The sequence below is a fragment of the Pseudomonas sp. RC4D1 genome (assembly GCF_018390395.1).
GTDB lineage: Bacteria > Pseudomonadota > Gammaproteobacteria > Pseudomonadales > Pseudomonadaceae > Aquipseudomonas > Aquipseudomonas danubii.
Map to the genome: position 1 here is coordinate 1,723,720 of NZ_JAHBAW010000001.1, position 24,206 is coordinate 1,747,925.

Annotated in this window: 24 protein-coding genes and 1 pseudogene; 18 read left to right on the forward strand and 7 right to left on the reverse strand. The window is 64.1% G+C overall.

Translation table 11 applies throughout. The features are described 5' to 3' along the window. Positions 1-7: 7 nt before the first annotated feature. Positions 8-2,299, reverse strand: coding sequence for a beta-glucosidase BglX (gene bglX, locus KHO49_RS07865; protein WP_102878661.1), 2,292 nt, complete (start codon positions 2,297-2,299; stop codon positions 8-10). A 240-nt stretch (positions 2,300-2,539) separates the two neighbouring features. On the opposite strand from bglX, the gene KHO49_RS07870 reads away from it, so the two are divergent. The 6 genes from KHO49_RS07870 to KHO49_RS07895 all read left to right on the forward strand — a co-directional run bounded on the left by KHO49_RS07870 (position 2,540) and on the right by KHO49_RS07895 (position 7,320). Further along, positions 2,540-3,148, forward strand: coding sequence for a LemA family protein (locus KHO49_RS07870; RefSeq protein WP_102878662.1), 609 nt, complete (start codon positions 2,540-2,542; stop codon positions 3,146-3,148). Positions 3,149-3,340: 192 nt separating this feature from the next. Further along, the gene (locus KHO49_RS07875) at positions 3,341-4,099 is read left to right on the forward strand and encodes a TPM domain-containing protein (protein WP_213664847.1); all 759 of its coding nucleotides are present in this window, start codon (positions 3,341-3,343) and stop codon (positions 4,097-4,099) included. Between the two features lie 29 nt (positions 4,100-4,128). Continuing rightward, on the forward strand, positions 4,129-4,746 hold the full coding sequence (locus tag KHO49_RS07880; protein ID WP_102878664.1) for a TPM domain-containing protein: 618 nt from the start codon (positions 4,129-4,131) through the stop codon (positions 4,744-4,746). A gap of 281 nt (positions 4,747-5,027) precedes the next feature. Continuing rightward, positions 5,028-6,263 carry a class I SAM-dependent methyltransferase gene (locus tag KHO49_RS07885; protein WP_213664848.1) on the forward strand — a complete coding sequence of 412 codons (1,236 nt, stop codon included), beginning with the start codon at positions 5,028-5,030 and terminating at the stop codon, positions 6,261-6,263. Between the two features lie 155 nt (positions 6,264-6,418). After that, on the forward strand, positions 6,419-7,000 hold the full coding sequence (locus KHO49_RS07890; protein WP_102878666.1) for a DJ-1/PfpI family protein: 582 nt from the start codon (positions 6,419-6,421) through the stop codon (positions 6,998-7,000). 14 nt (positions 7,001-7,014) lie between these two features. Then, the gene (locus KHO49_RS07895) at positions 7,015-7,320 is read left to right on the forward strand and encodes a ribbon-helix-helix domain-containing protein (RefSeq protein ID WP_047302295.1); all 306 of its coding nucleotides are present in this window, start codon (positions 7,015-7,017) and stop codon (positions 7,318-7,320) included. A gap of 133 nt (positions 7,321-7,453) precedes the next feature. Here KHO49_RS07895 and KHO49_RS07900 read toward each other — a convergent pair whose 3' ends face one another. Beyond that, positions 7,454-8,455 carry a GntR family transcriptional regulator gene (locus tag KHO49_RS07900; protein ID WP_102878668.1) on the reverse strand — a complete coding sequence of 334 codons (1,002 nt, stop codon included), beginning with the start codon at positions 8,453-8,455 and terminating at the stop codon, positions 7,454-7,456. Positions 8,456-8,821: 366 nt separating this feature from the next. Here KHO49_RS07900 and KHO49_RS07905 point away from each other — a divergent pair, with 366 nt between their 5' ends. The 8 genes from KHO49_RS07905 (at position 8,822) to KHO49_RS07940 (ending at position 16,655) form a co-directional block, all read left to right on the forward strand. Then, positions 8,822-10,180, forward strand: a complete 1,359-nt coding sequence (locus tag KHO49_RS07905; RefSeq protein ID WP_213664849.1) for an amidase — start codon at positions 8,822-8,824, stop codon at positions 10,178-10,180. Between the two features lie 47 nt (positions 10,181-10,227). Further along, positions 10,228-11,109 carry a polysaccharide deacetylase family protein gene (locus KHO49_RS07910; RefSeq protein ID WP_060837914.1) on the forward strand — a complete coding sequence of 294 codons (882 nt, stop codon included), beginning with the start codon at positions 10,228-10,230 and terminating at the stop codon, positions 11,107-11,109. Between the two features lie 28 nt (positions 11,110-11,137). Continuing rightward, positions 11,138-12,478: an MFS transporter gene (locus tag KHO49_RS07915; protein ID WP_060837915.1), complete on the forward strand. Its 1,341-nt coding sequence runs from the start codon at positions 11,138-11,140 to the stop codon at positions 12,476-12,478. 12 nt (positions 12,479-12,490) lie between these two features. Continuing rightward, complete coding sequence (locus KHO49_RS07920; RefSeq protein ID WP_110651873.1) at positions 12,491-13,252, forward strand: SDR family NAD(P)-dependent oxidoreductase; 762 nt, start codon at positions 12,491-12,493, stop codon at positions 13,250-13,252. Between the two features lie 128 nt (positions 13,253-13,380). Continuing rightward, positions 13,381-14,130 (forward strand): SDR family NAD(P)-dependent oxidoreductase, encoded by a 750-nt coding sequence (locus KHO49_RS07925; RefSeq protein WP_102878671.1) that lies wholly within the window; start codon positions 13,381-13,383, stop codon positions 14,128-14,130. A 13-nt stretch (positions 14,131-14,143) separates the two neighbouring features. Next, the gene (locus KHO49_RS07930) at positions 14,144-14,443 is read left to right on the forward strand and encodes a hypothetical protein (RefSeq protein WP_102878672.1); all 300 of its coding nucleotides are present in this window, start codon (positions 14,144-14,146) and stop codon (positions 14,441-14,443) included. Further along, a complete protein-coding gene (locus KHO49_RS07935) occupies positions 14,440-15,447 on the forward strand; it encodes a CobW family GTP-binding protein (protein WP_102878673.1) in 1,008 nt (335 codons plus the stop codon). The genes KHO49_RS07930 and KHO49_RS07935 overlap by 4 nt, the downstream gene beginning before the upstream one ends. Next, positions 15,447-16,655 carry an ABC transporter substrate-binding protein gene (locus KHO49_RS07940; RefSeq protein WP_102878674.1) on the forward strand — a complete coding sequence of 403 codons (1,209 nt, stop codon included), beginning with the start codon at positions 15,447-15,449 and terminating at the stop codon, positions 16,653-16,655. Before KHO49_RS07935 ends, KHO49_RS07940 begins: the two co-directional genes overlap by 1 nt. A 3-nt stretch (positions 16,656-16,658) precedes the next feature. Here KHO49_RS07940 and KHO49_RS07945 read toward each other — a convergent pair whose 3' ends face one another. The 5 genes from KHO49_RS07945 to KHO49_RS07965 form a co-directional block, all read right to left on the reverse strand. Beyond that, the gene (locus tag KHO49_RS07945) at positions 16,659-17,279 is read right to left on the reverse strand and encodes a hypothetical protein (RefSeq protein ID WP_213664850.1); all 621 of its coding nucleotides are present in this window, start codon (positions 17,277-17,279) and stop codon (positions 16,659-16,661) included. Between the two features lie 9 nt (positions 17,280-17,288). Further along, positions 17,289-17,579, reverse strand: a complete 291-nt coding sequence (locus KHO49_RS07950; RefSeq protein ID WP_249735484.1) for a hypothetical protein — start codon at positions 17,577-17,579, stop codon at positions 17,289-17,291. Positions 17,580-17,789: 210 nt separating this feature from the next. Continuing rightward, positions 17,790-20,351: a TonB-dependent receptor gene (locus tag KHO49_RS07955; protein WP_213664852.1), complete on the reverse strand. Its 2,562-nt coding sequence runs from the start codon at positions 20,349-20,351 to the stop codon at positions 17,790-17,792. 120 nt (positions 20,352-20,471) lie between these two features. Further along, entirely contained in the window at positions 20,472-21,434 is a 963-nt protein-coding gene (locus tag KHO49_RS07960) for a FecR family protein (RefSeq protein ID WP_213664853.1), read from the reverse strand. Beyond that, on the reverse strand, positions 21,431-21,979 hold the full coding sequence (locus KHO49_RS07965; protein WP_213664854.1) for an RNA polymerase sigma factor: 549 nt from the start codon (positions 21,977-21,979) through the stop codon (positions 21,431-21,433). Before KHO49_RS07965 ends, KHO49_RS07960 begins: the two co-directional genes overlap by 4 nt. 138 nt (positions 21,980-22,117) lie before the next feature. Between KHO49_RS07965 and KHO49_RS07970 the strand changes: the two are divergent. The 4 genes and pseudogenes from KHO49_RS07970 to KHO49_RS07985 form a co-directional block, all read left to right on the forward strand. Beyond that, positions 22,118-22,357, forward strand: a pseudogene (locus KHO49_RS07970) (nitrilotriacetate monooxygenase); the annotation flags it as partial. 63 nt (positions 22,358-22,420) lie between these two features. Further along, positions 22,421-22,759: a YegP family protein gene (locus KHO49_RS07975; protein WP_102878679.1), complete on the forward strand. Its 339-nt coding sequence runs from the start codon at positions 22,421-22,423 to the stop codon at positions 22,757-22,759. 263 nt (positions 22,760-23,022) lie between these two features. Beyond that, on the forward strand, positions 23,023-23,667 hold the full coding sequence (locus tag KHO49_RS07980; protein WP_213664855.1) for a hypothetical protein: 645 nt from the start codon (positions 23,023-23,025) through the stop codon (positions 23,665-23,667). After that, entirely contained in the window at positions 23,667-24,200 is a 534-nt protein-coding gene (locus tag KHO49_RS07985; RefSeq protein WP_213664856.1) for a hypothetical protein, read from the forward strand. The genes KHO49_RS07980 and KHO49_RS07985 overlap by 1 nt, the downstream gene beginning before the upstream one ends. The last annotated feature ends 6 nt before the right edge of the window (positions 24,201-24,206 follow it).

Here is a 24,206-nt window from a genome sequence, read left to right on the forward strand (position 1 = left end):
ACAGGCATCAGAGCAGTTCGAAGCTCTGTTGCTTGACGTCCTGGGAATCCAGGCCGATCTGTACATTGAAGTCGCCCGGTTCCGCGGCGTACTTGAGCTGCGCGTTGTAGAACTTCAGGTCATCCTCGGTGATGGTGAAGTGAATGGACTTCTCTTCGCCGGCCTTGAGCATGACTTTCTGGAAGTTCTTCAATTCCTTGATCGGGCGGATCATTGAGCCGGCCACGTCCTGGATGTACAGCTGCACCACGGTTTCGCCGTCACGCTTGCCGGTGTTCTTCACGGTCACGCTGGCATCGAGCTTGCCGCTCTTGTTCAGGGTGGTGGAGGACAGGGCCATGTCCGACAGGCTGAAGCTGGTGTAGCTCAAGCCATAGCCGAACGGATACAGCGGGCCGGTGGTGTCGTCGAAGTACTGCGAGGTGTAGTTGCCCGGCTTGCCCGGCGTGAACGGCCGGCCAATGGTCAGGTGGTTGTAGTAGGTGGGAATCTGGCCCACTGAGCGGGGGAAGGTGATCGGCAGCTTGCCCGACGGGTTGTAGTCGCCGAACAGCACGTCGGCAATGGCGTTACCGCCCTCGGTGCCGCTGAACCAGGTTTCCAGGATGGCGTCGGCTTGCTGGTTTTCTTCCAGCAGTGACAGCGGCCGGCCATTCATCAGCACCAGCACCAGAGGCTTGCCGGTGGCCTTGAGGGCCTTGATCAGCTCGCGCTGGCTGGCGGGAATGTGCAGGTCGGTGCGGCTCGAAGACTCGTGGGACATGCCACGGGACTCACCCACAGCGGCCACGATCACGTCCGCCTGCTTGGCCGCCTTGACCGCTTCGTCGATCATCTGCTGCGCCGGACGCGGGTCGTCCACCACTTCCGGGGCATCGAAGTTGAGGAAGTTCAGGTAGTCCACCACCTTCTTGTCGGCGGTGATGTTCGAGCCCCGGGCGTACACCAGTTGGGCCTTGTCACCCAGGACGTTGCGCATGCCGTCGTACAGCGTCACCGACTGCGCCGGTACGCCAGCGGCGGCCCAGCTGCCCATCATGTCGATGGGGGCCTTGGCCAGGGGGCCGACCAGGGCGATCTTCGCGGTTTTCTTCAGCGGCAAGGTGTCGTTGTGGTTCTTCAGCAGCACCAGGCTGCGGCGGGCGATGTCCCGGGCGTCGCTGCGGTGCAGGCGGCTTTCGGCGTTGGTGTCGGCCGGGTCGTCCTCGGCCTTGCCGATGCGCACATAAGGGTCCTTGAACAGGCCCATGTCGTACTTGGCCGCCAGCACTTCACGCACCGCGTTGTCGATGTCCTTCTGCTCGATCTCGCCGGACTTGAGCAGCCCCGGCAGTTCCTTGCCGTACAGCGAGTCGTTCATGCTCATGTCGATGCCGGCCTTGATTGCCAGCTTGGCCGCTTCACGACCGTCCTTGGCGACGCCGTGGCGGATCAGCTCGATGATCGCCCCGTGGTCGCTCACCGCCAGGCCCTTGAAGCCCCATTCCTTGCGCAACAGGTCGTTCATCAGCCAGGTGTTGGAGGTGGCCGGCACGCCGTTGATGGAGTTCAGGGCCACCATCACTCCGCCGGCACCGGCGTCAATGGCGGCGCGGTAGGGCGGCAGGTAGTCCTGGTACATCTTCACCGGGCTCATGTCGACGATGTTGTAGTCGCGACCGCCCTCTACTGCGCCATACAGGGCGAAGTGCTTGACGCTGGCCATGATGCTGTCCGGCAAGGCCGGGCTCTGGCCCTGGTAGGCATTGACCATGACCTTGGCGATGCGCGAGACCAGGTAGGTGTCTTCGCCGAAGCCTTCGGAGGTACGGCCCCAGCGAGGATCGCGGGAGATGTCCACCATCGGCGCGAAGGTGATGTCCAGGCTGTCGGCGCTGGCCTCCTTGGCGGCGATGCGCCCGGAGCGGCCGATGGCGTCCATATCCCAGCTGGACGCCAGGGCCAGGCTGATGGGGAAGATGGTCCGGTGGCCGTGGATCACGTCATAGGCGAAGAACATCGGGATCTTCAGCCGGCTGCGCATGGCCGCGTCCTGCATCGGCCGGTTTTCCGGGCGGGTGATGGAGTTGAACGTGCCGCCGATATTACCCGCGGCGATTTCCTTGCGGATCAGCTCACGGGGCATTTCCGGGCCGATGCTGATCAGGCGCAACTGGCCGATCTTCTCTTCCAGGGTCATGCGCTTGAGCAGATCGCTGATAAAGGCTTCTTTGTTTTCCAGGGGGACCGGGGCAGATTCGGCCAACACAGGGTGACTGGCCAGGCTGACCAGCAGGCCCAGCAAACACAGCTTATTCATGAATAGTGTTCTCAAGGGCTCAAGACCGACGCATGAGTGACGCGTCGAACAGCCAAAATTTAGGGAGCGGCTATTGTTGTTCAGATAAATCCAGCACACTTCTGAACTCTTTTTCGCGCTGGGCATCTTTTAGCCCATCAGCCCGATGCATTCCAGTGGCGCAGGCAGATTTTGCCCCACAGGATGTGTGAAACCGGGCAAAAGATTCTTTTCCATCAGGTTGTGCAAGGAGCCCCACCCATGAACATCACCCAAAGCCTGCGCTCGAGCTGGCCCATCGCTGCCCTGTTGCTGCTTACCAGCCTGCTCAGCGGCTGCGGCATCAACAACATTCCGACCCTGGACGAGCAGGTCAAGGCCGACTGGGGCCAGGTACAGAACCAGTACCAGCGCCGCGCCGACCTGATCCCCAACCTGGTGGAGACCGTCAAGGGCTACGCCAAGCACGAGGAAGCCACCCTGACCGCGGTGATCGAGGCGCGGGCCAAGGCCACTTCGATCCAGGTGGACGCCAGCACCCTGGACAACCCGGAAAAACTCAAGCAGTTCCAGCAGGCCCAGGACCAGTTGAGTGGTGCCCTGAGTCGTCTGATGGTGGTCTCCGAGCGTTATCCGGATCTGAAGGCCAACCAGAACTTTCTGGCCCTGCAATCTCAGCTGGAAGGCACCGAGAACCGCATCGCCGTGGCCCGCCGCGACTTCATCCTCGCGGTGCAGAAGTACAACACCGAGATCCGCACCTTCCCCGGTCGCCTGTGGCACAGCCTGATGTACAGCGATCTGCCGGTGCGTGAAACCTTCGAGGCCACCAGCCCTGACGCCGACAAAGCGCCGCAAGTGAAATTCTGATGGGCCGCGGGCAGCGCGTGCTGCCAAGCACGCGGCTGTCGCTATGGCTGGTGAGTGGCGCCGTATTGTCGCAACAGTCGTTCCAGCTCCAGTTCCGACTCTGACCGCCGCCGTAGCGGCGGCAGTTTTGGCGGTGGCGGGGCGTCCGGCAGTTGGTAGCACACGCGGACAAACATTAAGGATGAGGTGCTGATGCGACTTTATAAAATCGGCCTGGTGCTGTTGCTCTGGGTCTTTGCGGTCACGGCCCAGGCCGAGCTGAGGTTTCCGGCCCTGAGCGGGCGGGTGGTGGACGACGCGCAGATGATCGAGCCGACCATCAGCGCCCTGCTGACTCGGCAACTGCAAGCCCACGAACAGGCCACCGGCGAACAGTTGGTGGTGGTGACCCTGCCGGACCTGCAAGGCGCCAGCATCGAGGAATACGGCTACCAGTTGGGGCGTCACTGGGGCATCGGCCAGAAGGACAAGAACAACGGCGCGCTGCTGATCGTCGCTCGGGACGAGCGCAAGCTGCGCATCGAAGTGGGCTACGGCCTGGAGGAGCGCCTGACCGACGCCCAGGCCTCGGTGATCATCAACCAGGTGATCACCCCGGCGTTCAAGACCGGGCAGTTCAGCAAGGGCATCAGCGACGGGGTTTCGGGCATGCTCCTGGTGCTCGGTGGCACGCCGCTGGACGAGCCGGCCACGGCCTATGACAGCGGCGGCGAGAGCAGCGACCAGGACGATTTTGTCCAGCGTCACCCGTGGCTGTTCATCTTCATGGTGCTGCTGTTCATCCTGGTGGTGATAGTGGCGCAGGCGCTCGGGTTCATCACCACCACCAGCGGGCGCGGCGGTGATGGAGGCGGTGGCTTCGGCGGTTTTGGTGGTGGGTCCGGTGGCGGTGGCGGCTTCAGCGGTGGCGGTGGCAGCTTTGGCGGCGGCGGTTCCTCCGGCGGCTGGTAACTCAAAATAAGAAGCGGAAATCCAACGACATGGCATTACTCAGTGAATACGAACAACGGCAAGTGGCCGAAGCCATTGCCCGGGTGGAACAGCAGACCGACGCCGAACTGGTGACGGTGCTGGCCGCCCGGGCCGACGACTACGCCTATATCCCGCTGCTCTGGGCCAGCCTGCTGGCGCTGGTGGTGCCGGGGCTGGTGCACTACGCCACTGGCTGGCTGAACATGCACCTGTTGCTGCTGGCGCAATGGGCGACCTTTATCGTGCTGTGCCTGGTGTTTCGCCTACCCTGGATCACCACCCGGCTGATCCCGCGCTCGGTGCGCCATTGGCGGGCTTCCAACCTGGCCCGACGGCAGTTTCTCGAACAGAACCTGCACCACACCGTGGGCGGCACCGGGGTGCTGATCTTTGTCAGCGAAGCCGAGCGTTACGTGGAAATCCTCGTGGACGAGGGCATTTCCAAGCGTCTGGATAACAAGCAGTGGAACGGCATCGTGCGCAACTTTACCCAGCAAGTCCGCCAGGGCCAGACCCTGCAGGGCTTCCTCGACTGTATTGAAGCCAGCGGCGAGTTGCTCAAGACCCATGTGCCCCTGACCCAGGTACGCAACGAATTGCCCAACCGCCTGGTGGTGCTCAACTGAGCTCACCGCCGTAGGAGCCGGCTTGCCGGCGAACAGGCCCCTGAGTCTTGCGCCGCCCTTGAGGACGCCTTCGCTGGCAAGCCAGCTCCTACGGCGGTGCGATATCGCTGTTGTTCATGCAGGAGCCGGCTTGCCGGCGAATGGCCCCTGAGCCTTGCACCGCCCTCGGGCGAGGATTTTTTACCGTCGAGTGAATAACTTCGTGCCCCGACGGGGCTAGCTCCCTAAAATACCTGCCACTCCCTGATTCACACCCCGCATCGCCCGAGGCACCTGCCCCCATGTCTGTGACCGCACCTTCCGCCCGTCCCGCGCCGGATCATCACGCCCAGTTCCTGCAATTGCTCGACACCAGCCTTGCGCAGAACGCCTTTATCAAGCTGGTACTGGCCAAGCACGTGGGCCCGGAGGCGGACCTGCAACGCCTGATCATCAAGCAACTGACGGTCAAGGAGCAGCCGTGCCTGTCCTTCGTCTACCGCTACAAGACCCGGGACATCACCAAGAACTTCTCCCTGGACGAAGGCATCGCCGCCATCGCTGGGCTGCTGCCGGCTGCGTTCAAGAACGCCCACCTGCTGACCCTGACCGACGAAGTGCAGCTCGAATACAGCAAGAAGGGCAAGAGTTCGCTGTTCAAGGGCAAGCCGCAAACCCAGCGCGATGTGCCGTCGGCCGAGCACAACCGCGAGAAGAACCGCTTTCTCGACCTGAGCCGGCCTTTCCTCGCCGATCTTGGGGTGACCAACAAGCAGCACGAACTGATCCCGGCCATGTCGCGCAAGTGGAAGCAGATCAACAAGTTCATCGAGGTCTTCAGCCACGCCCTGGGCAGCTCGCCGATCAAGCTCGATCAGCCGGTGCGGGTCGCGGACTTCGGCTCCGGCAAGGGCTACCTGACGTTCGCCATCCACGATTACCTGCGCAACACCCTCAAGGCCGAGGGCGAAGTCACCGGCGTCGAATTGCGCGAGGACATGGTGACCCTGTGCAACGCCGCCGCGCAGCGCCTGGAACACCCGGGCCTGGTGTTCAAGTGCGGTGACGTGCGCAGCGTAGCCCCCAGCCAGCTGGACGTGATGATCGCCCTGCATGCCTGCGACATCGCCACCGACTACGCGATCCACACCGGCATTCGCTCCGGCGCGGCGATCATCATGTGCTCGCCGTGCTGCCACAAGCAGATCCGCCTGCAGATCCAGAGCCCGGCGCTGCTCAAGCCGATGCTGCAATACGGTCTGCACCTGGGACAGCAGGCGGAGATGGTCACCGACAGCCTGCGAGCGCTGTTCCTCGAAGCCTGCGGTTATGAAACCAAGGTCTTCGAGTTCATCTCCCTGGAACACACCAACAAGAACAAGATGATCCTGGCGGTCAAACGCGCCGAGCCGGTTGACCCGACCCAGTTGCTGGCCAGGATCGAAGAACTCAAGGCCTTCTACCAGATCAGCGAACACTGCCTGGAAACCCTGCTCAAGGCCGACGGCTATCTGCAGAGCAGCAGCGCCAAGCAGTAAGCTGCAAGCCACAAGTCTGGAGTTTCACGCCAGCAGCTTGCAGCTTGAGGCTTACAGCTTGCCGCTGTAGTAAGTGGCTATTACCCGGACTGGCGCAATGGGACTACCTTGAGTACTCCTTCCGCCCACGTCTTTCCCTGAAAGGAGTCCACTCCATGGCCGCGAAAAAGATCCTCATGCTGGTTGGCGATTACGTCGAAGACTACGAAGCGATGGTGCCGTTCCAGGCACTGCTGATGGTCGGTCATACGGTGCACGCCGTGTGCCCGGACAAGATCGCCGGGCAGACGGTGCGCACGGCGATCCACGACTTCGAGGGCGACCAGACCTACAGCGAGAAACCGGGTCACCTGTTTGCCCTCAACTACGACTTCGCCCAGGTCAGCTCCGCTGATTACGACGCCCTGCTGATCCCCGGCGGACGTGCTCCGGAGTACCTGCGCCTGAACGCCAAGGTGCTGCAACTGGTCAAGGAATTCGACCAAGCCGGCAAGCCCATTGCCGCGGTGTGCCATGGCGCGCAACTGCTGGCGGCGGCGGGTATCCTCGAAGGCCGCGAGTGCAGCGCCTACCCGGCCTGTGCCCCGGAAGTGCGGCTGGCCGGTGGCACCTACATCGATATCCCGGTGACCGAAGGCCACGTCCAGGGCAATCTGGCCACCGCCCCGGCCTGGCCGGCGCACCCCAGCTGGCTGGCGGGTTTCCTCGGCCTGCTGGGCACCCAGATCACCTTGTAAGCGAGGACCACGCCATGTGCGAGCTGTACGTCAAGGCCGACCCGATTCTCTACGAATCCCGTTCCCGCTCGCTGCGCATCTGTGGCGTGGTCACCACCTTGCGCCTGGAAAACCAGTTCTGGGACATCCTCAGCGAAATTGCCGAAGTGGACGGCATGACCACCAACCAGCTGATCGCCAAGCTGTATGAAGAGGTCATGGATTACCGCGGCGAAGTGGTGAATTTCGCCTCCTTCCTGCGGGTCAGCTGCACCCGCTACCTGAGCCAGCGGCGCACCGCTGCCCCTGACCTCAGCCTGGTACGGCGCAACGCACTGTAGCCGCTGCCGCAGGCTGCGAACGGCCCGCAGGGACGCGGGGTTCTGCAGGGCGCCGGAGGTTTGGCGGGCGATCGCCAAGCAAGGTCCTGCGGACCTTTGCGCAGCCTCGCGAGCTCGGCAGCGGCTACAGGGCTCAGCTGATTTTGCTGAGGAAGCCTGGTAGTTCCGGTTCCGGGAGCACCGACAGCACCTTGAGGCGTTGCAGCATGCGCTGGCCGGCGCGTTGTAGGTGTTCGCGAAGGTTCAGGGCGGCGGCGTCGAAGGCGCCGTGCAGCAACAGTTCGAGAATCAGTCGGTGCTCGGCAAGCATCGCCGGGTCGGCGCCGATGCCCAGCAGACGGTAGAAGATCCGGTTGATGATCATCGGGCTCTGGGCCTGGCGGATCAGCGCCGCCATCTTGCGGTTGTGCAAGCCGCTCAGGCAGTGCTGGTGCAGGTCTTCTTCCAGGCACTCCAGCACCTGCAGGTCGCAATGCTCGGCCTGTTGCGCCTGGGTCACCCGTTCCAGCATCTGTTCCAGCCATTCACGGCCCAGGCCCGGCGCGCTCTGGCGCAGGGCTTCGGGTTCCAGGCAGGCGCGCAGTTCGTAGTCTTCGGTGACTTCGCGGGCGGTCAGCGGCCCGGCCAGCCATTGGGAGTAGGGCTCCTTTTCCACAAGGCCGCGGTCGCGCAGGCGCATCAGTGCTTCGCGGACCACCGCGCGGCTGACGCCGTAGTGCTCGGCGGCGGCCTGTTCGTCGAGGCGGAAGTGGCCGAAGGCGATGCAGGTGGAGAGGGCACTGCCCAGTTCTTCGTAGATCCGTTCCCCCAGGGGCCGGGTGTCCACCAGTTCTTCGTCGCTGGCCAGTCCCAGGTGGGCATGGCTCAGGGGCAGGCGCAGCGGTTCGATCTCCAGGCCCTGGGGGTTGATCAGGTAGCCGCGGCCGTCAAAACGGCTGATCAAGCCTTCGCCATGCAGCAGGTCGAGGGCCTTTCGCACCGGCACCCGGCTGGTGCCGAACAGTTCCGCCAGCGGCGCTTCCAGCAGCACTAGGCCCTGCAGGGCGGTGCCCTGAAGGATGGCGTCGCGCAATACCTGACGGATCATGGCGTAGCGCGATGCGGTGCGCGGGTCCTCTGCTGACACTGCTTTCATCGGTTCCTCTAGGGGCTGGGCGGCGATGGCCGGGGATTCTCTCACAGTTGCCGAGTGTCACTGAGTGCCACGTTTGGCTGCCCCGTCCTGGGGCCGTCAGGGCTGAGTTGTTACCTTTCTGCACCAAAATGTACTTTTTAATAAAAGATACATTATTTCATTGGCAGAACCAGGCGCGAGGATTTTCTCCGTCGATCGCCTCGTGGTCTGTGTCAGCAACCCACTCTGGCTCGATATTGCAGAAGGATTTGCGAGTTTTCAGAGTCGCTGGAGCGGTGCGCGTGCTCCTGAGCTGGCACGGAATCTGCTCTGGATAAAATGTATATTTTAATAATTAGTACATTTTATCGATTTGCGGAGTGAACCATGCACGCTGATTCGTTGAACGATGCCACGGCCATGGCCCAAGCCTTTGCCCAGGGCCGCACCGATCCGGTCCAGGTCCTGGAGCAGGCCCTGGCGTTGGCCGAGGCGACGCCCCATGTGTTCATTTCCCTGTGCCCGGCCCGGGCACGGCGCGAGGCCGAGGCGGCTGCCGCTCGTTGGCGCGATGGCCAGCCGCTGAGCCTGCTCGATGGCGTGCCCCTGGCCTGGAAGGACCTGTTCGACCTCGTCGGCAGCATCACCACCGCCGCCGCCCAGGTGCGTCGCGAGGCACCGCCGGCCAGCATCGATGCGCCCAGCGTGCGGCAGTTGTGCCGCGCCGGGCTGGTCAGCCTGGGCAAGACCAACCTCAGCGAATTCGCTTATTCCGGGCTCGGCTTGAACCCGCACTTCGGCACGCCGATCAACCCCCACAGCGATGCCCAGCCACGGATTCCCGGTGGCTCCTCGGCAGGCTCCGCGGTGGCGGTGGCGGCCGCTATCGTGCCGATCGCCATGGGCACCGACACCGCCGGTTCGATCCGCATTCCCGCGGCCTTCAATGGCCTGGTGGGTTACCGCGCGACCTCCCGGCGCTATGACCGCGAGGGGGTATTTCCCCTGGCCGAAAGCCTCGACAGCCTCGGGCCGCTGACCCGCAGCGTGCGTGATGCCTGGCTGATCGACGGCTTGTTGCGCGGTGGCGATCCCCGGCAATTGCCGCCGCCCCGCAGCCTGGCCGGGCAACGCTTCTGGGTCGATTCGCAAGTGCTTGACGACAGCCGTACCCAGGCCGCCGTGCGGGCCAATCTGCTGGTGGTCATCGAAAGCCTGCAACAGGCCGGGGCGCTGGTGGAGCAACGGCCGCTGCACAGCCTGCAAGCCACCCTGCAACTGATTCAGGAGCACGGCTGGCTGGGCGCCGCCGAGGCCTTCGCCCTGCACCAGCCGTTGCTCGACAGCGAGTACGCCGAACAGCTCGATCCACGGGTCCGCCGGCGCCTGGAAAGCGCCCGGCAGATGCCGGCCAGCCAACTGCTGCGGCTTTACCAGGCGCGGCGCCAGTTGCAGCAGCAGATCCATGACGAACTGGACGGCGCCGTGCTGATCACCCCCACCGTGGCACATGTGGCGCCGCCCCTGGCGCCGCTGGAGCAGGACGACGAGCTGTTTGCCCGGACCAACCTGGCGACCCTGCGCCTGACCATGCCCGGCAGTTTTCTCGACATGCCCGGCGTGGCCCTGCCCAGCGGCCGCGATGCCCAGGGCCTGCCCACCGGGCTGTTGCTGAGCCTGCCCCAGGGCCATGACCGGCAGTTGCTGAACGCGGCCCTGGCGCTGGAGGTGGTGTTGCCGCGCTAAGCCCCGACGACTTTTTTCCAACAACAAGCAATCACTGGAGGCCGCTCATGGCTAAAGAAATTCTCTGTGCATTTGGTGTCGATGTGGACGCGGTGGCCGGCTGGCTCGGTTCCTACGGCGGCGAGGACTCGCCCGACGACATCTCCCGCGGCCTGTTCGCCGGCGAGGTCGGCGCGCCGCGCCTGCTCAAGCTGTTCGAGCGCTACGGCCTGCGCACCACCTGGTTCATCCCCGGTCACTCGATGGAGACCTTTCCCGAGCAGATGAAGGCGGTGGCCGACGCAGGCCACGAGATCGGCGTGCACGGCTACAGCCACGAGAACCCCATTGCCATGACCGCCGAACAGGAGGAGATCGTCCTCGACAAGTCCATCGAGCTGATCACCCGGGTCACCGGCAAGCGCCCCACCGGCTACGTCGCGCCCTGGTGGGAATTCAGCAAGGTAACCAACGAGCTGCTGCTGAAAAAGGGCATCAAGTACGACCACAGCCTGATGCACAACGACTTCCATCCCTACTACGTGCGGGTCGGCGACAGCTGGACCAAGATCGACTACAGCCAGCACCCCGACACCTGGATGAAACCTCTGGTGCGCGGCCAGGAAACCGACCTGGTGGAGATCCCGGCCAACTGGTACCTGGACGACCTGCCGCCAATGATGTTCATCAAGAAGGCGCCCAACAGCCACGGCTTCGTCAACCCGCGGCACCTGGAAGAAATGTGGCGCGACCAGTTCGACTGGGTCTACCGCGAGCACGAACACGCGGTGTTCACCATGACCATCCACCCCGACGTCTCCGGCCGCCCGCAAGTGCTGTTGATGCTCGAACGCCTGATCGAACACATCCAGAGCCACGCCGGCGTGCGTTTCGTCACCTTCGACGAGATCGCCGACGACTTTATCCGCCGCCACCCGCGCAACCGCTGATCCCGGCCACTTCATCGAGGCGTGATTGATGTCTATCTATAACAAGCTCGACCTGACTGGCTGGAAACCCCAGCAACTGACCCCGGACCAGGTGCGCTTCGCCACCTGGATCGCCTTCTTCGCCTGGGTCTTCGCGGTGTATGACTTCATTCTGTTTGGCACCTTGCTGCCGGAGATCGGCCGGCACTTCGGCTGGGGCGAGGTCGAGCAGGCCGAGATCGCCACCTGGGTGGCGGTGGGCACCGCGGTGGTGGCCCTGGCCATCGGGCCGCTGGTGGACAAGCTGGGGCGGCGCATGGGCATCATTTTCACCGTCAGCGGCTCGGCCATCTGCTCGGCGCTGACCGCCATCGGCGGTGCCTGGGGCAAGTCGCCGCTGATCCTGATCCGCTCCCTGGGCGGCCTGGGTTACGCCGAGGAAACGGTGAACGCCACCTACCTCAGCGAGCTGTACGCGGCCTCCGATGATCCGAAGCTGGCCAAGCGCCGGGGCTTCATCTACAGCCTGGTGCAGGGTGGCTGGCCGGTGGGGGCGCTGATCGCCGCGGGGTTGACCGCGGTGCTGCTGCCGATCATCGGCTGGCAAGGCTGCTTCATCTTTGCCGCGATCCCGGCCATCGTCATCGCGGTGATGGCGCGCAAGCTCAAGGAGAGCCCGCAGTTCCAGATCCACCAGCGCATCAGCCAACTGCGCAAAAGCGGTTCGGTCAGCGAGGCGCAGGCGGTGGCGCTGACTTACGGCGTGGACTACGACGAGCACAGCAAGGCCGGCCTGGCCGCGGCCTTTCGTGGCCCGGCGCGGCGCGCGACCCTGGTGATCGGCGCGGCGATCCTGCTCAACTGGGCGGCGATCCAGGTGTTCAGCGTGCTGGGCACATCGGTGATCGTCAGCGTGCACCACATCTCCTTCGAGAACTCGCTGATCATCCTGGTGCTGTCCAACCTGGTGGGCTATTGCGGCTACCTGAGCCACGGCTGGATGGGCGACAAGATCGGCCGGCGCAATGTCATCGGCCTGGGCTGGATGCTCGGCGGCCTGTCGTTCGCCGGCATGCTCTACGGCCCGAGCAACCTGCCGATGGTGGTGGGCCTCTACAGCCTGGGCCTGTTCTTCCTGATTGGCCCGTACTCGGCGGCGCTGTTCTTCATCAGCGAGAGTTTTCCCACCAGCATCCGCGCCACCGGCGGCGCGATCATCCACGCCATGGGCCCGATCGGCGCGGTGGTGGCGGGTTTCGGCGCCACCCAGGTGCTGTCCGCCGGTGGCGACTGGCAGACCTCTGCGCTGTATTTCGGCGCGTTGCCTTGCTTTCTCTCCGGTGCGCTGATGTTCGCCGCGCGCCATGTGCGTCCTGAAACCGTTCAATAAGGAAAGTGATCCATGACTCAAAAAGTCGCCTTGATCACCGGTGCCGCCAGCGGCATCGGTCAGGCCCTGGCCGTGGCCTATGCACGGGCCGGTGTGGCGGTGGTGGGCGGTTATTTCCCCGCCGACCCCCATGACCCGCAAGCCACCCGCGAGCTCGTGGCCGAGGCGGGCGGGCACTGCCTGATGCGGCCCCTGGACGTGACCGACAGCGTCTCGGTGGACGCCCTGGCCGAGCAGGCCGTGGCGCACTTTGGCCGCCTCGATTACGCCGTGGCCAATGCCGGCCTGCTGCGCCGTGCGCCGTTGCTGGAGATGACCGACCAAGCCTGGAACGCCATGCTCGATGTCGACCTGACCGGGGTCATGCGCACCTTCCGCGCGGCGGTCAAACACATGGAGGAGGGCGGTGCCCTCGTGGCGATTTCCTCGATTGCCGGCGGCGTCTATGGCTGGCAGGACCACGCCCACTACGCCGCGGCCAAGGCCGGGGTGCCGGGGCTGTGCCGCTCGCTGGCGGTGGAACTGGCGGCCCGGGGCATTCGCTGCAACGCGGTGATCCCGGGGTTGATCGAGACCCCGCAGTCGCTGGACAGCCAGAACTCCCTGGGCCCGGAAGGCCTGGCCAAGGCGGCCCGGGCGATTCCCCTGGGGCGGGTCGGGCGGGCCGATGAAGTGGCGTCGCTGGTGCGCTTTCTCACCAGCGACGAGTCCAGCTACCTGACCGGGCAGAGCATCGTCATCGATGGCGGCCTGACGGTGCGCTGGCCGGATTGAGCTGCGGTTGCGACCTGTAGCTGCCGCCGAGGCTGCTCATCGCTCTACCGCCAAACCTTCTACGTCTTCAATTCAGCCGCGCCCCTTCGGGGGCGTCCAGGGGCTGAGCTTTTTCAGGAGTGCTGCACATGCAACACCTGCACAACCGCCGCGCCGTGATCACTGGTGCCGGCAGCGGCATCGGCGCCGCTATCGCTCGGGCTTATGCCGTCGCCGGCGCTCGCCTGCTGCTGGCCGACCGCGACCCCGCGCGCCTGGCCGAGAGTGTTCAAGCCTGCCGCGAACTGGGCGCTGAAGTCGTCGAATGCCTGGCCGATGTCGGCAGCGTCGAAGGCGCCCAGGCCGGGGTCGATGCCTGCGTCGAGCATTTCGGCGGCATCGATATCCTGGTGAACAACGCCGGCATGCTGACCCAGGCCCGTTGCGTCGACCTCTCCATCGAGATGTGGAACGACATGCTGCGGGTCGATCTGACCAGCGTCTTCGTCGCCAGCCAGCGGGCCTTGCCTCACATGCTGGCGCAGCGTTGGGGGCGGATCATCAACGTCGCCTCGCAACTGGGGATCAAGGGCGGCGCCGAGCTGACCCACTACGCGGCGGCGAAGGCCGGCGTCATCGGTTTCACCAAGTCCCTGGCCCTGGAAGTGGCCAAGGACAACGTGCTGGTCAACGCCATCGCCCCGGGGCCGATCGAGACGCCGCTGGTGGCCGGCATCAGCAGCGCCTGGAAAACCGCCAAGGCCGCCGAATTGCCCCTCGGGCGTTTCGGCCTCGCCGATGAGGTGGCGCCCACGGCGGTGCTGCTGGCCAGCGAGCCGGGGGGCAACCTGTTCGTTGGCCAGACCCTGGGCCCGAACTCCGGGGATGTCATGCCATGAAGGAGGACTGAGCATGTGCGGCTTATGCGGGCTGCTGGGCGAAGACGTGCACTGGAGCGATCCGCTGGGGGATCAACTGCCCCGGCGTCGCGAACGCTTGCGCAGAATCGCCGCGATCAATCGGGTGCTGGCGCCGTTGCGGCTCAAGGTCGAGGACTTCCAGGGCTCGGCCTACTTGCTGCTCGGCGCCACTGGCCGCCAGGAGTTGGCCAGCGGCCTGGAGCAGCTGTGGAGCCTGGCTGAATCCATGCTCGGCCGGCCCCTCGATCCTCTCGACCCCGTGCTTCTCAAACACCTGGAGCAACAGCCATGAGCATGCCGCTGAACGTCATCACTGGGTTTCTCGGCAGTGGCAAGACCACCTTGCTCAACCGCCTGTTGCAGGACCAGAGCCTGGGCGACACGGCGTTGCTGATCAACGAGTTCGGCGATATCGGCATCGATCATTTGCTGGTGCAGGAGGTGGCGCCGGACACCGTGCTGCTGCCCAGCGGCTGTGTCTGCTGTTCGGTTCGCGGCGAGTTGAAAGAGGCGCTGCTGGCGCTCCTGGCGCGGCGCAGCCGGGGCGAGGTCCCGGCCTTTCGCCGGGTGCTGCTGGAAACCACCGGGCTGGCCGACCCGGCACCGATCCTGGCCACGGTGAACAACGACCCGCAATTGCGCGGGCGGGTGCACATCGGCCTGCTGGTGACCCTGGTGGATGCCAGCCACGCGGCGTTGCAGGAGCGCCTGCACCCGGAGTGGCTGGCCCAGGTGGCGGCCGCGGATCGCTTGCTGCTGAGCAAGACCGATTGTGTCGACGAGGCGACCCAGGCGGCGTTGCGCGAGTATTTGCAGCGGCTCAATCCCGGGGCGCCGCTGTTGTTGACCCAGCAGATCCAGAGTGGTGACCAGTTGTTGCTGGGGGAAGGCCTGCGCGGTGCGACGGCCGAGCGGGAAGTAGTGCGCTGGCAATTGCAGCGGCCACTCAAAGCGACTGCGCCACAGCATGGCGCGGCGCAAGTGTGCAGCCTGGAGTTCGAACAAGCGCTGGATTGGGTGGGCTTCGGGGTCTGGTTGTCGATGCTGCTAAGATGCCACGGCGAACGAATTCTGCGGGTGAAAGGATTGCTCAATATCAACGCCAGCCAGGCCCCCATCGTCATTCATGGCGTGCAGCATTGCCTGCACGCTCCCGTGCATCTGCCGCGCTGGCCCAGTGCCGATCATCGCTCGCGGCTGGTGTTTATCCTGCGCGGGCTGGAGCCCGAGCAACTGCGTCGTTCTTTCGAGGTGTTTGCCCGCAGCTTCGCTCCGCTCGCCGGGGAGAGTGCCTGATGGCGGCGACGCAACCGGTCACCCTGCGGGTACTGGGCACCTCGGTGACCCTGCTCGAATCCCTGCGGCTGCGCGCCGAGCAGGACCTGGGCATTCGCCTGGTGTATCAGGTGCACGATGTGGAACAGGCCCAGCGCATCGCGGTGATGCAGCCGGACAGCTACGACCTCTATGACCAGTGGTTTCACAACGTCGATTTCGTCTGGCCGGCCCAGGCGATCCAGCCCATCGATACCCGGCGCATTGCCCTGTGGCACGAGATCAACGACCTGCCCAAGCGCGGACGCTTGTCGCCCAGCGATCGCCTGGGCAGTGGCAGCGTGCCCAGCGAACGGCTCTATGTGCAGCACGACGGCAGCCTGGGCAGCACGGTCAGCGAGCGCATCAGCATGCTGCCGCTGACCCACAACGCCGACAGTTTCGCCTACCGCCCGGAGCGCCTGCCGGCGGGGTTTTCCAGCGCCAACGAGAGCTGGGGCTGGCTGCTGGAACCGGCCTGGAGCGGGCGCATCGCCTTGCAGAGCGACGCCGCGATCGGCGCTCTGGACGCTGCGCTGGCGGTGCAGGGCTGTGGCCTGGAGTCGTTCAAGGACATCGGCAACCTGAGCATCGAGGAGATCGACCGGCTGGCGCAGATCCTGGTACGCAAGCAGCGCGAAGGGCATTTCGCGGCGTTCTGGTCGGACGACGAAGAAGCCGCGCAACTGATGCTCAGCCCGCGCATCGATATCCAGAGCCTGTGGTCGCCGACCCTGATGCGCTTGCACCGCGCCGGGGTCAAATACCGTCTGGCGGTGCCGCGCGAGGGCTACCGCGCCTGGTTCGGCGGCCTGTCGTTGTCGCGCCATGCCCAGGGCGCGGTGCTGGACGCGGCCTACGCCTATCTCAATTGGTGGCTGTCGGGCTGGCCCGGAGCGGTGATGGCGCGCCAGGGCTACTACATCGGCAACCCGGCGCGTACCCGCGATCACCTGAGCAGCGCCGAATGGGATTATTGGTACGCCGGCAAGCCGGCCCGGGAAGAGTTGCCGGGCAGCGATGGCGCGCCGCTGATCGATATCGGCGAGACTCGCGACGGCGGTTCCTACCCGCAGCGCATGGGGCACATCGCCGTGTGGAACTCGGTGATGGACGAGCACAACTACCTGGTGCGCCGTTGGGGCGATTTCCTGCGGGCGGGCCGGGTTGCGGGCCGCGGCAAAGGCTGAGGGCTAGAGCCCCAGGCGTGCCAGCTGGCGCAGGTCGGCGATCACCCCCGGGTTGCCGCCTTCGAGCACATCCAGGCGCATTTGCGCGATCAGCGATTTGAGCAGCTCGGTCTGGGTCATCCGCGTCGCCTGCAGCAGGCGCGCGAGATCCTCGGCCACATAATGGTTGACCTTCAGCGACAGGCGTTTCATTGAATGGACCGCCGGCAGCTGGCGGGCCTCGGCCTGTTCGGCCAGGTAGGCGGTGAAAGTGCTATGCACCCGTTCCAGGCACGGGGCGACCCGGGCGCTGAAGTAGTAGCTGAAGAACAGTTTGCGCATCTGCACCCCGGCGTCCTGGATCACCGAGTGCATGGCGGCATCCAGAACATCCAGATAGACCGCGGGCAGCCGCGCCTCGATGGAGGTCAACGGGTGCTGGCGCGCGTCCTTGATCGCCGGCGTCGACTGGGGCGGAATGGCTACGGTGGTGGCGCACTGGTCGCAGACCCCCACCAGGATGTCCCGGGCCAGGCCGTTACCGTCGCTGAAGGGGACGTCGCGCCGTAGGTAGGTGATGCCGACCACCTGTTGGCAATGCTCGCAGAGCGCCTTGCCCCGGTCGCCTTGCAGAAAGAGTTTCATGGGTTGCCCTCATCGGTGAACGCTGATGAACCACACATCTGGCTCGATAAAGTAGAACTTGATGTACCAGCCGGCCTTTTTCAGCACGTGGACCGCGATGCCCGGGACGCTGTGATGTGCGCTGCAACTGTGGTCCGGGCCCTTGCAGGCGCTGATGACCTCGATCAGTTGATCGGCCGAGACTTCGCCCGTGGCCAGCAGGTTCTTGACCTCGATCGAGCCGCGCGCGGCATGCAGATAGTCGCCATTCTGTAGTGCATTGATCAGGTCACGCCTGACCTTCCTGAAGCCTCTGTCCATGATGCTTTCTCGGTTGTACGACAGATGTCGTACACAATCAATGGGAAGTCGACTGAAAGCGCCCAAAGGCATTTCAGCGGTTTTCAGGGGGGAGTCGATCTTAGCCCGGCAGGAGCGGGCGGCAGGGCTTGGCTAAAGGCTTGCAATACATCCGTGATGGCCAACGGCTGGCCTGCTGCGGTGCGTCCGATGCACCGCAGCCAGCGGCCGTCAGAAGAAGCGGGTCACGCTGATCTTGGCGTTGCGTCCCAGGCTGGAGGCGTTCTCGCCGCTCAGCGGTGGGCGATAGTCACGGTTGAACATGTTGTCCAGGGTGAAGTTGACTTCGGTGCCCTTGAGGTAAGGCTGCTGGGGTTTCCAGTTGGCGAACAGGCCGTGCACGTTGTAGCGGTCGTTCTTGTACTGGTCCCAGGCGGAGTCGCCCAAGACGCTGGCCGGGCCGCCGGCATAGATGTCGCTGGGTACCCGGTCAGTCTGGCGCACCCACTGGCCCTGCCAGCCCACTTGCGCATCCCACTGTGGAATCTTCACCCCCAGGCTGGCCACCCACTTGCGTGGCGGAATGTCCCGGGCCCAGACATTCGGGCCCCAGGGGTTGGTGTAGGCAGCTTCATGCTTGCCGGTGATCCACGAGTACGACAGCGAGCCAAACAGGTAGGTCGAGTCGTAGAAGCTTTCCACCTCGAAGCCCTTGATGGTCAGGTCGCCGATATTGCGGTAGACGCCGATGGTCGGCTGGTTGCACACCTGGCCGATGTTCTTGCCGCTGGTGAGTTGCTCGGGGCAGCCGATCCCGAGGTTCTTCATGATTTCGTCTTTGATGGTGTTGTGGAACAGCGTGGTACGCACCTGCACGCGGTCGGCCTGGGTGAACACGTCGGAGAAGCTGGTGATGTTACCGGCGCGCAACGCGGTGATGCGTTCCGGGTCGAGGTCGCGGCTGGTGGCGGAGCGGGTGGAGGCGGCCGATTGGACCTCGTACTGCTCGTCGATCACCGGTGCACGCCAGGTCTTGCTGTAGTCGGCGAACAGGGCGAATTGCGGGGTTACCGTCCAGAACGCCGACAGCCGAGGCGACCAGCCGGTGTAGGTCTTGTCGCCGTAATCATGGCCCGCCACCGGGTCGGGGCTGTTGTAGAACGGTGCGTCGTTCTTCTGGCCGCGGTTGCGCACATGGTCGTAGCGCAGGGACGGGGTCAGAGTGAAATTCCCCAGGGTGATGGCGTCCTGGATGTAGAAGGCATTGTTGTCGACCTTGCCGTGGGGCATGAAGCCCGGCTGGTAGTGGCCGTAGTTGTACTTGGGCACTTCATAGGTCTTGCCCGGCATCCACATGTCGACTTCGCGGGTGTGCTTGCGGATCTGGATGCCATTGGTCAGCGCGTGTTCCAGCGGGCCGGTGCTGAAGCGGCTGGTATTTTTCAGGGCCAGGATCTTGTCGTCATAGCCCACGGTGATCTTGCGGCCACCGGATGTCGGCTGGAAGTAGGCGTTCGGTCCGCGCTCGTCGGTCTGGTCGGTGGTGGAGTCGGAGTACTTGGCCTCGAAGTCGATCCACGGATTGTCTACGGGGGTGTACTGGTACTTGGCGATCCAGGTGGTGTCGATGGTATTGCGCTGGGCCAGGAAGCGGCGGGTGGCGCCGTCATAACCGTACTTGTTGATGTCGCTCTGGCTCGGCGGCGTCGGGTAGCTCTTGGCCGAGAAGGGCGCCCAGATGTCGCTGTTGGAACGCATGTAACTGAAGCCCAGGCGATGCTCGTCAGTCAGTTGCATGTTCAGCTTGAACAGCTCGCCTTGCATGTCCTGGGCGGTGTTGGGCAGGCGCTTGGGGTTGATCGGGTAGGCATTCTTCGGGTCGGGCTGGGCGCTGGCTATTTTCATGTCATCGCCGTCGCGCTTGGTCCAGTAGGCCAGGGCATCGAAGCGCTGATCATCGGTGCGGCCGTACACCGCGCCGGTGTAGGCCTGTTCGTGGCTGTTGCTGCTGTAGCCGTACTTGAGCATGGCGCCGCTGTTGCGCCCGTCTTGCAGCAGGTCGGGTGCGTCCTTGGTCTCCATGTGCACGGTGCCGCCGAAACCGCCATTGCCGGTCTCGGGGGAGTGCGGGCCCTTTTCCACCTCCAGGCGCTTGATCAGTTCCGGCTCGATGAACACCGAACCCTGCTGGTAGCGTTCGAAGCCGCTCTTGGTGGCGCCATCGACGCTCATCGGCACGTCTTCGGCGTCCCCCAGGCCCCAGATGTTGATGGTCTGGCCGCCGGGTTTCAGCGAGCCGCCCAGGCTTACGCCGGGCAGGGTGTCGATCAGGCTGACCACGTTGGTGGCCTGGTGGCGATCGATTTCCGCCTGGTTCAAGGTCGAGCGGCCAACACTGGCGGCGTCCACTTCGGTGCCGTTGCCGATCACGCTCATGGCCCCCAACTGCAGGGCCGAACCGCTGCTGAGGCTGGTCTCGGCAGGGCGCACGATGTAGGTGTTGTCGACCTTCATCAGATTGAACTGGCCGTTCTGCAGCAGGGCGCGGATCGCCTCTTCCGGGCTGTAGTCGCCTTGCAGGGCCGGGGCCTTGGCATTGCGCAGCAGTTGTTCATCGAACAGCAGCTGGATTTTCGCCTGCTGGGCGATCTGGCTCAGGGAGGCGGCCAGAGGTTGCGCCGGCAACTGGAAATGCAGCGGCCCGGCATGGGCCTGCAGGCTGAATGCCAGGCAGGCGGCGAGCAGGGTCGGGCGGGTACGGACTAACGGAACAGGCAAGAACGCGCGAAACATGACTTCCCCCAGAGCGGCTTAAAGGCCAAAAAGGCGCTGCGGACAGATCGCAGACAGGAGGAAGACGCGGCAGTGAAAAAAAACCTCATATGCGAATGCAAAATATTCTCATATAAAAAATTAGCGGGCTTCGATCTTCAGCTGACCGTTGGCCTGGACCCGGGTTTTCACCGGGATCAGGGCCGGTAGAGCCTTGACCAGGGCATCCGGATCGTTGACGTCGAGGTTGCCGGAAACCTTGTAGGCACCCAGCGGGCCCTCGGCCAGTTGTACCGGTTGCTGGCGGTACAGGTTCAACTCGTCCACCAGACTGGCCAGGTCGCGGTTGCGAAAGGCCAGGCGCCCGCTGCGCCAGTCGGCTACCTCGTCGCGGTCCAGGGTCTGTTGGCGCAAGGTGCCTTTTTGCAGGTCATAGGTGGCCTGTTGCCGAGCGCCCAGCAGGGTCAGCTCCCCGGGCTTGCCGTCCGGGCTGAAGGCCACCTGGCCGTGGGCCACGCTGACCACCAGTTGGCGCTGGCCGCGCCGCACGTCGAAAGCGGTGCCCACCACCCGTACCTTGGCCTCGCCGCTGTGCACCCACAGTGGACGCTCCTTGTCGGCGGCGACTTCCAGGTACAGCTGGCCCGCCTGCAAGTAGATGTTGCGCTGATGGGCGCTGAAATCGACGCTCACCTGGGTATTGGCATTGACGTACAAAGTGCTGCCGTCCGGCAGCTTGAAGGCTCGCGCTCCCTGTTCCTGGGCTGCGATCTGCTGCCGGTAGGGGGCCTGGGGCGTGCCCAGGTTGGCCGCCAGTACCGCGCACAGCAGAGCAGCGGCCACTGCCAGGGCCGGGCGCCAGAGCGGCGCCTTGCGCCGGGGAAGTGGCACCGGGCGGCTCAGTTGTTGCAGCTGCGCCAGGTCGTCCCACAGCTCCTCGAATTCGGCGTAGGCCCGGGCATGGGCCGGTTCACTGACCCAGCTCTCGAAGGCCTTGCGCGTGGCACGGTCCGGATCATTGCGGTTACGGGCGAACCAGCTGGCGGCCTGGGCATCGATCTGCTCGCTGTCGAGGTCGTCGCGGGTGCCGGGAAAGCGGGTCATTCAGGCTGCTCCTTGCCATTTTCTCGTTGTAGGTGCTGCTTGCAGTGCAGCAGGGCAAAGGCGATGTGTTTCTCCACCATGCTCACGGAAATCCCCATGCGTTCGGCGATCTGCGCCTGGCTCAGCCCTTCTAAGCGGTGCAGCATAAGGGCTTCGCGGCGGCGCGGCGAGAGTTGGGCGAGGACTTCTTTCAATTGTTCCAGGCGTTGCAGGCGCTGGGCGGCGGGCAGCGGCTCGTGCTGTTCGTCGGCCAGGGGCTCGCTGTCGAAATTTTCCTCGTGGCGGGCCTCGTGGTGCACCTTGGAGCGCACTTGCTGGCGCCGCCAATGATCGCGCAACAGATTGCGCGCCATCTGGAACAGGAAGGCCCGGGGCTGCTCGACCTGGGCCCGATCACGGTAATCGAGCCATTGGGTGAACACGTCCTGGGTCATGTCCGCCGCGTCGCTGGCGTTGTCCGTGCGTTTACGCAGGAAATGCAGGATGTCCGCATAGAACCCGCGAACAGAGTCCGCCGACGCAGAGTCGGTCTTGGAGCGAGACATGGATATCCTTCTTGACGACGCGGTGAGCACAAGGTCGCGAATGATATCGAGAATTATTGCTATTTGTCACTTTGCGAATGATTGGTCAGCAGGTGCCTGTTTTTCCGGATCAATCAGGCCTTGAACCGTGCTGGGAACGGCTCGCCAGGGCAGATCGTCGATGAACTGGCGACCTGGTACGAGGAGTACGCCGCCGATGGCTTCAATGTGCTGTTTACCCATTTGCCGGGAGCCATCGAGGATTTCGTGCAATTGATCACCCCGCAGCTGCAACGCCGGGGCCTGTTTCGCCAGCGTTACACGGGACACACCCTGCGCGAACACCTGGGGCTTGCGCGAGTGGAAAACCGATTTTTCAGTCATCGGGGCAATGGCTGAATCGCGCAAAGAGTCTTTACTTTCAAGGCGCAACGCCCATCAATCAACGCAAGGAACAACAGCATGTCCGGATGGTATGAGTTGAAGAAAAGCAGCAACGGTCAATTTCGTTTCGTGCTCAAGGCGGCCAACGCCGAGACCATTCTCACCAGCGAGCAATACACCACTCGCGCGGCCGCGGAGAACGGTATTGCCTCGGTGCAGGCCAACAGTCCCCTGGAGGAGCGCTACGAGCGCAAGAGCACCAAGGACGGCCAGCCCTATTTCACGCTGAAGGCGGCCAATCACCAGATCATCGGCAGCAGTGAAGCCTATTCATCGGAAGCGGCCCGGGACAAGGGCATCGCCAGCGTCAAGGCCAACGGTCCGAGCCACAACATCAAGGATCTGACAGCCGTTTGAACCCGGTTCGGTAATGCCTGAGGCCGCTCGGCCTGATCAGGGGCAAGGCCGCACGGCTGCGCCGCCATTTGCCCAGCTGAAGCTTGTCGCCCGTGATGGCGGCAAGCTTTGGTTCGAGCCCCTGGCGGACGCCAGCCGTTTGGCGACCGAATTATGGCGAAATGATATTACTTGCTTTATCCTCCGCGCCCGTCACCGGGCGCTCGGCATGCCAGGCACCTTGGGTGACGTAATCGATCATTGTCCAAGGGATCTGCGACCTCATGATTCGCCCTCTCGTATTACTCGCTGCGCTGCTGGCGCTGAGCGGTTGCTACAGCCTGCCTTCCACGAAAATCGCCGAGAGCATGCGCCCGGATTCGCAGTCGGGGGTGGCCTATGTGGTGGGCGTGGTGGGCATCTGGCCGAAGGCGGTGCACACCGCCAACGAACAGATGCTGCTGATTCGCCCACGAGGCGGTGAGGGATTCGCCTCGGCACGCTTGTACAACCAGATCTACGGCCGCACGCCACGGGATGTGCGCGAGACCTGGCACGGCATCGGCAGCCTGTTCGTGATGCCGCTCAAACCCGGGCGCTACGAGATCTACAACCTGCACTTCGACCGCGGTAACGCCACCGCCTGGAGCCGCGAAGACTTCTCCATCCCCTTGGAACTGGAAGCCGGCAAGGCCTATTACGTCGGTGATTTCCGCGCCGGCTGCCTGTCGGCGGCAGGGGCCAAGTGCGTGTTTCTGCACAGTGACCACCTGGAGCGCGACGCCGCCCTGGTACGCGCCAAGTACCCGCAGGTGCCGAGCCTGCAGCGGGTCGATCTAGAGAAGATGGAAGACGTCACGTCGTTGATCGTCAAGGAGCAGGGGACCAAGGCGTCGATGCTCAAGGCCATGCTGTCGGGGGATCTGTAATGCGCAGTCGGTTGTGGTTGTTGCTGGTGCTGATGCTGGGGCTTGGCGGTTGCCAGACCAGCCATAGTCTCAAGCCGGCCGAGGTGGATTATCAGCAGCGGTTGCCGGCGATCAGCGTCAGTGTCATGGGAGCCATCCCCGCCGGCCTGATCCGTGACAACCTGCGTCGTCGCGGCACCTTCGAGCAGGTGCAGTCGGGGTTCAGTGTCGATGGCTACAACGTGATCGTAATGGCCAACAGTGATTACTTTGGCTGGCAGAACATTCCCATGGGGCTGCTCAGTGCGATGACCTTGTTTATCGTGCCGGGCCGGGCCACCTGGGACAGCCAGGTGATGTTCCATGTCAGCCGTGGTGACCAGCCGCTGGCCAAGTATCGGGTCAGCAATCAGACCCGCTCCTGGCGCGGCTGGGCCAATCCCGATGGTGGCCAATACCAGCATGTGCAGCGCATCACCGACGACTTCATCGCGCAGATGTTGCAGGACCCGCAGTTCAAGGCCCAGGCCCCTGTGGTGCAGAACAGTCACTGAGCCACG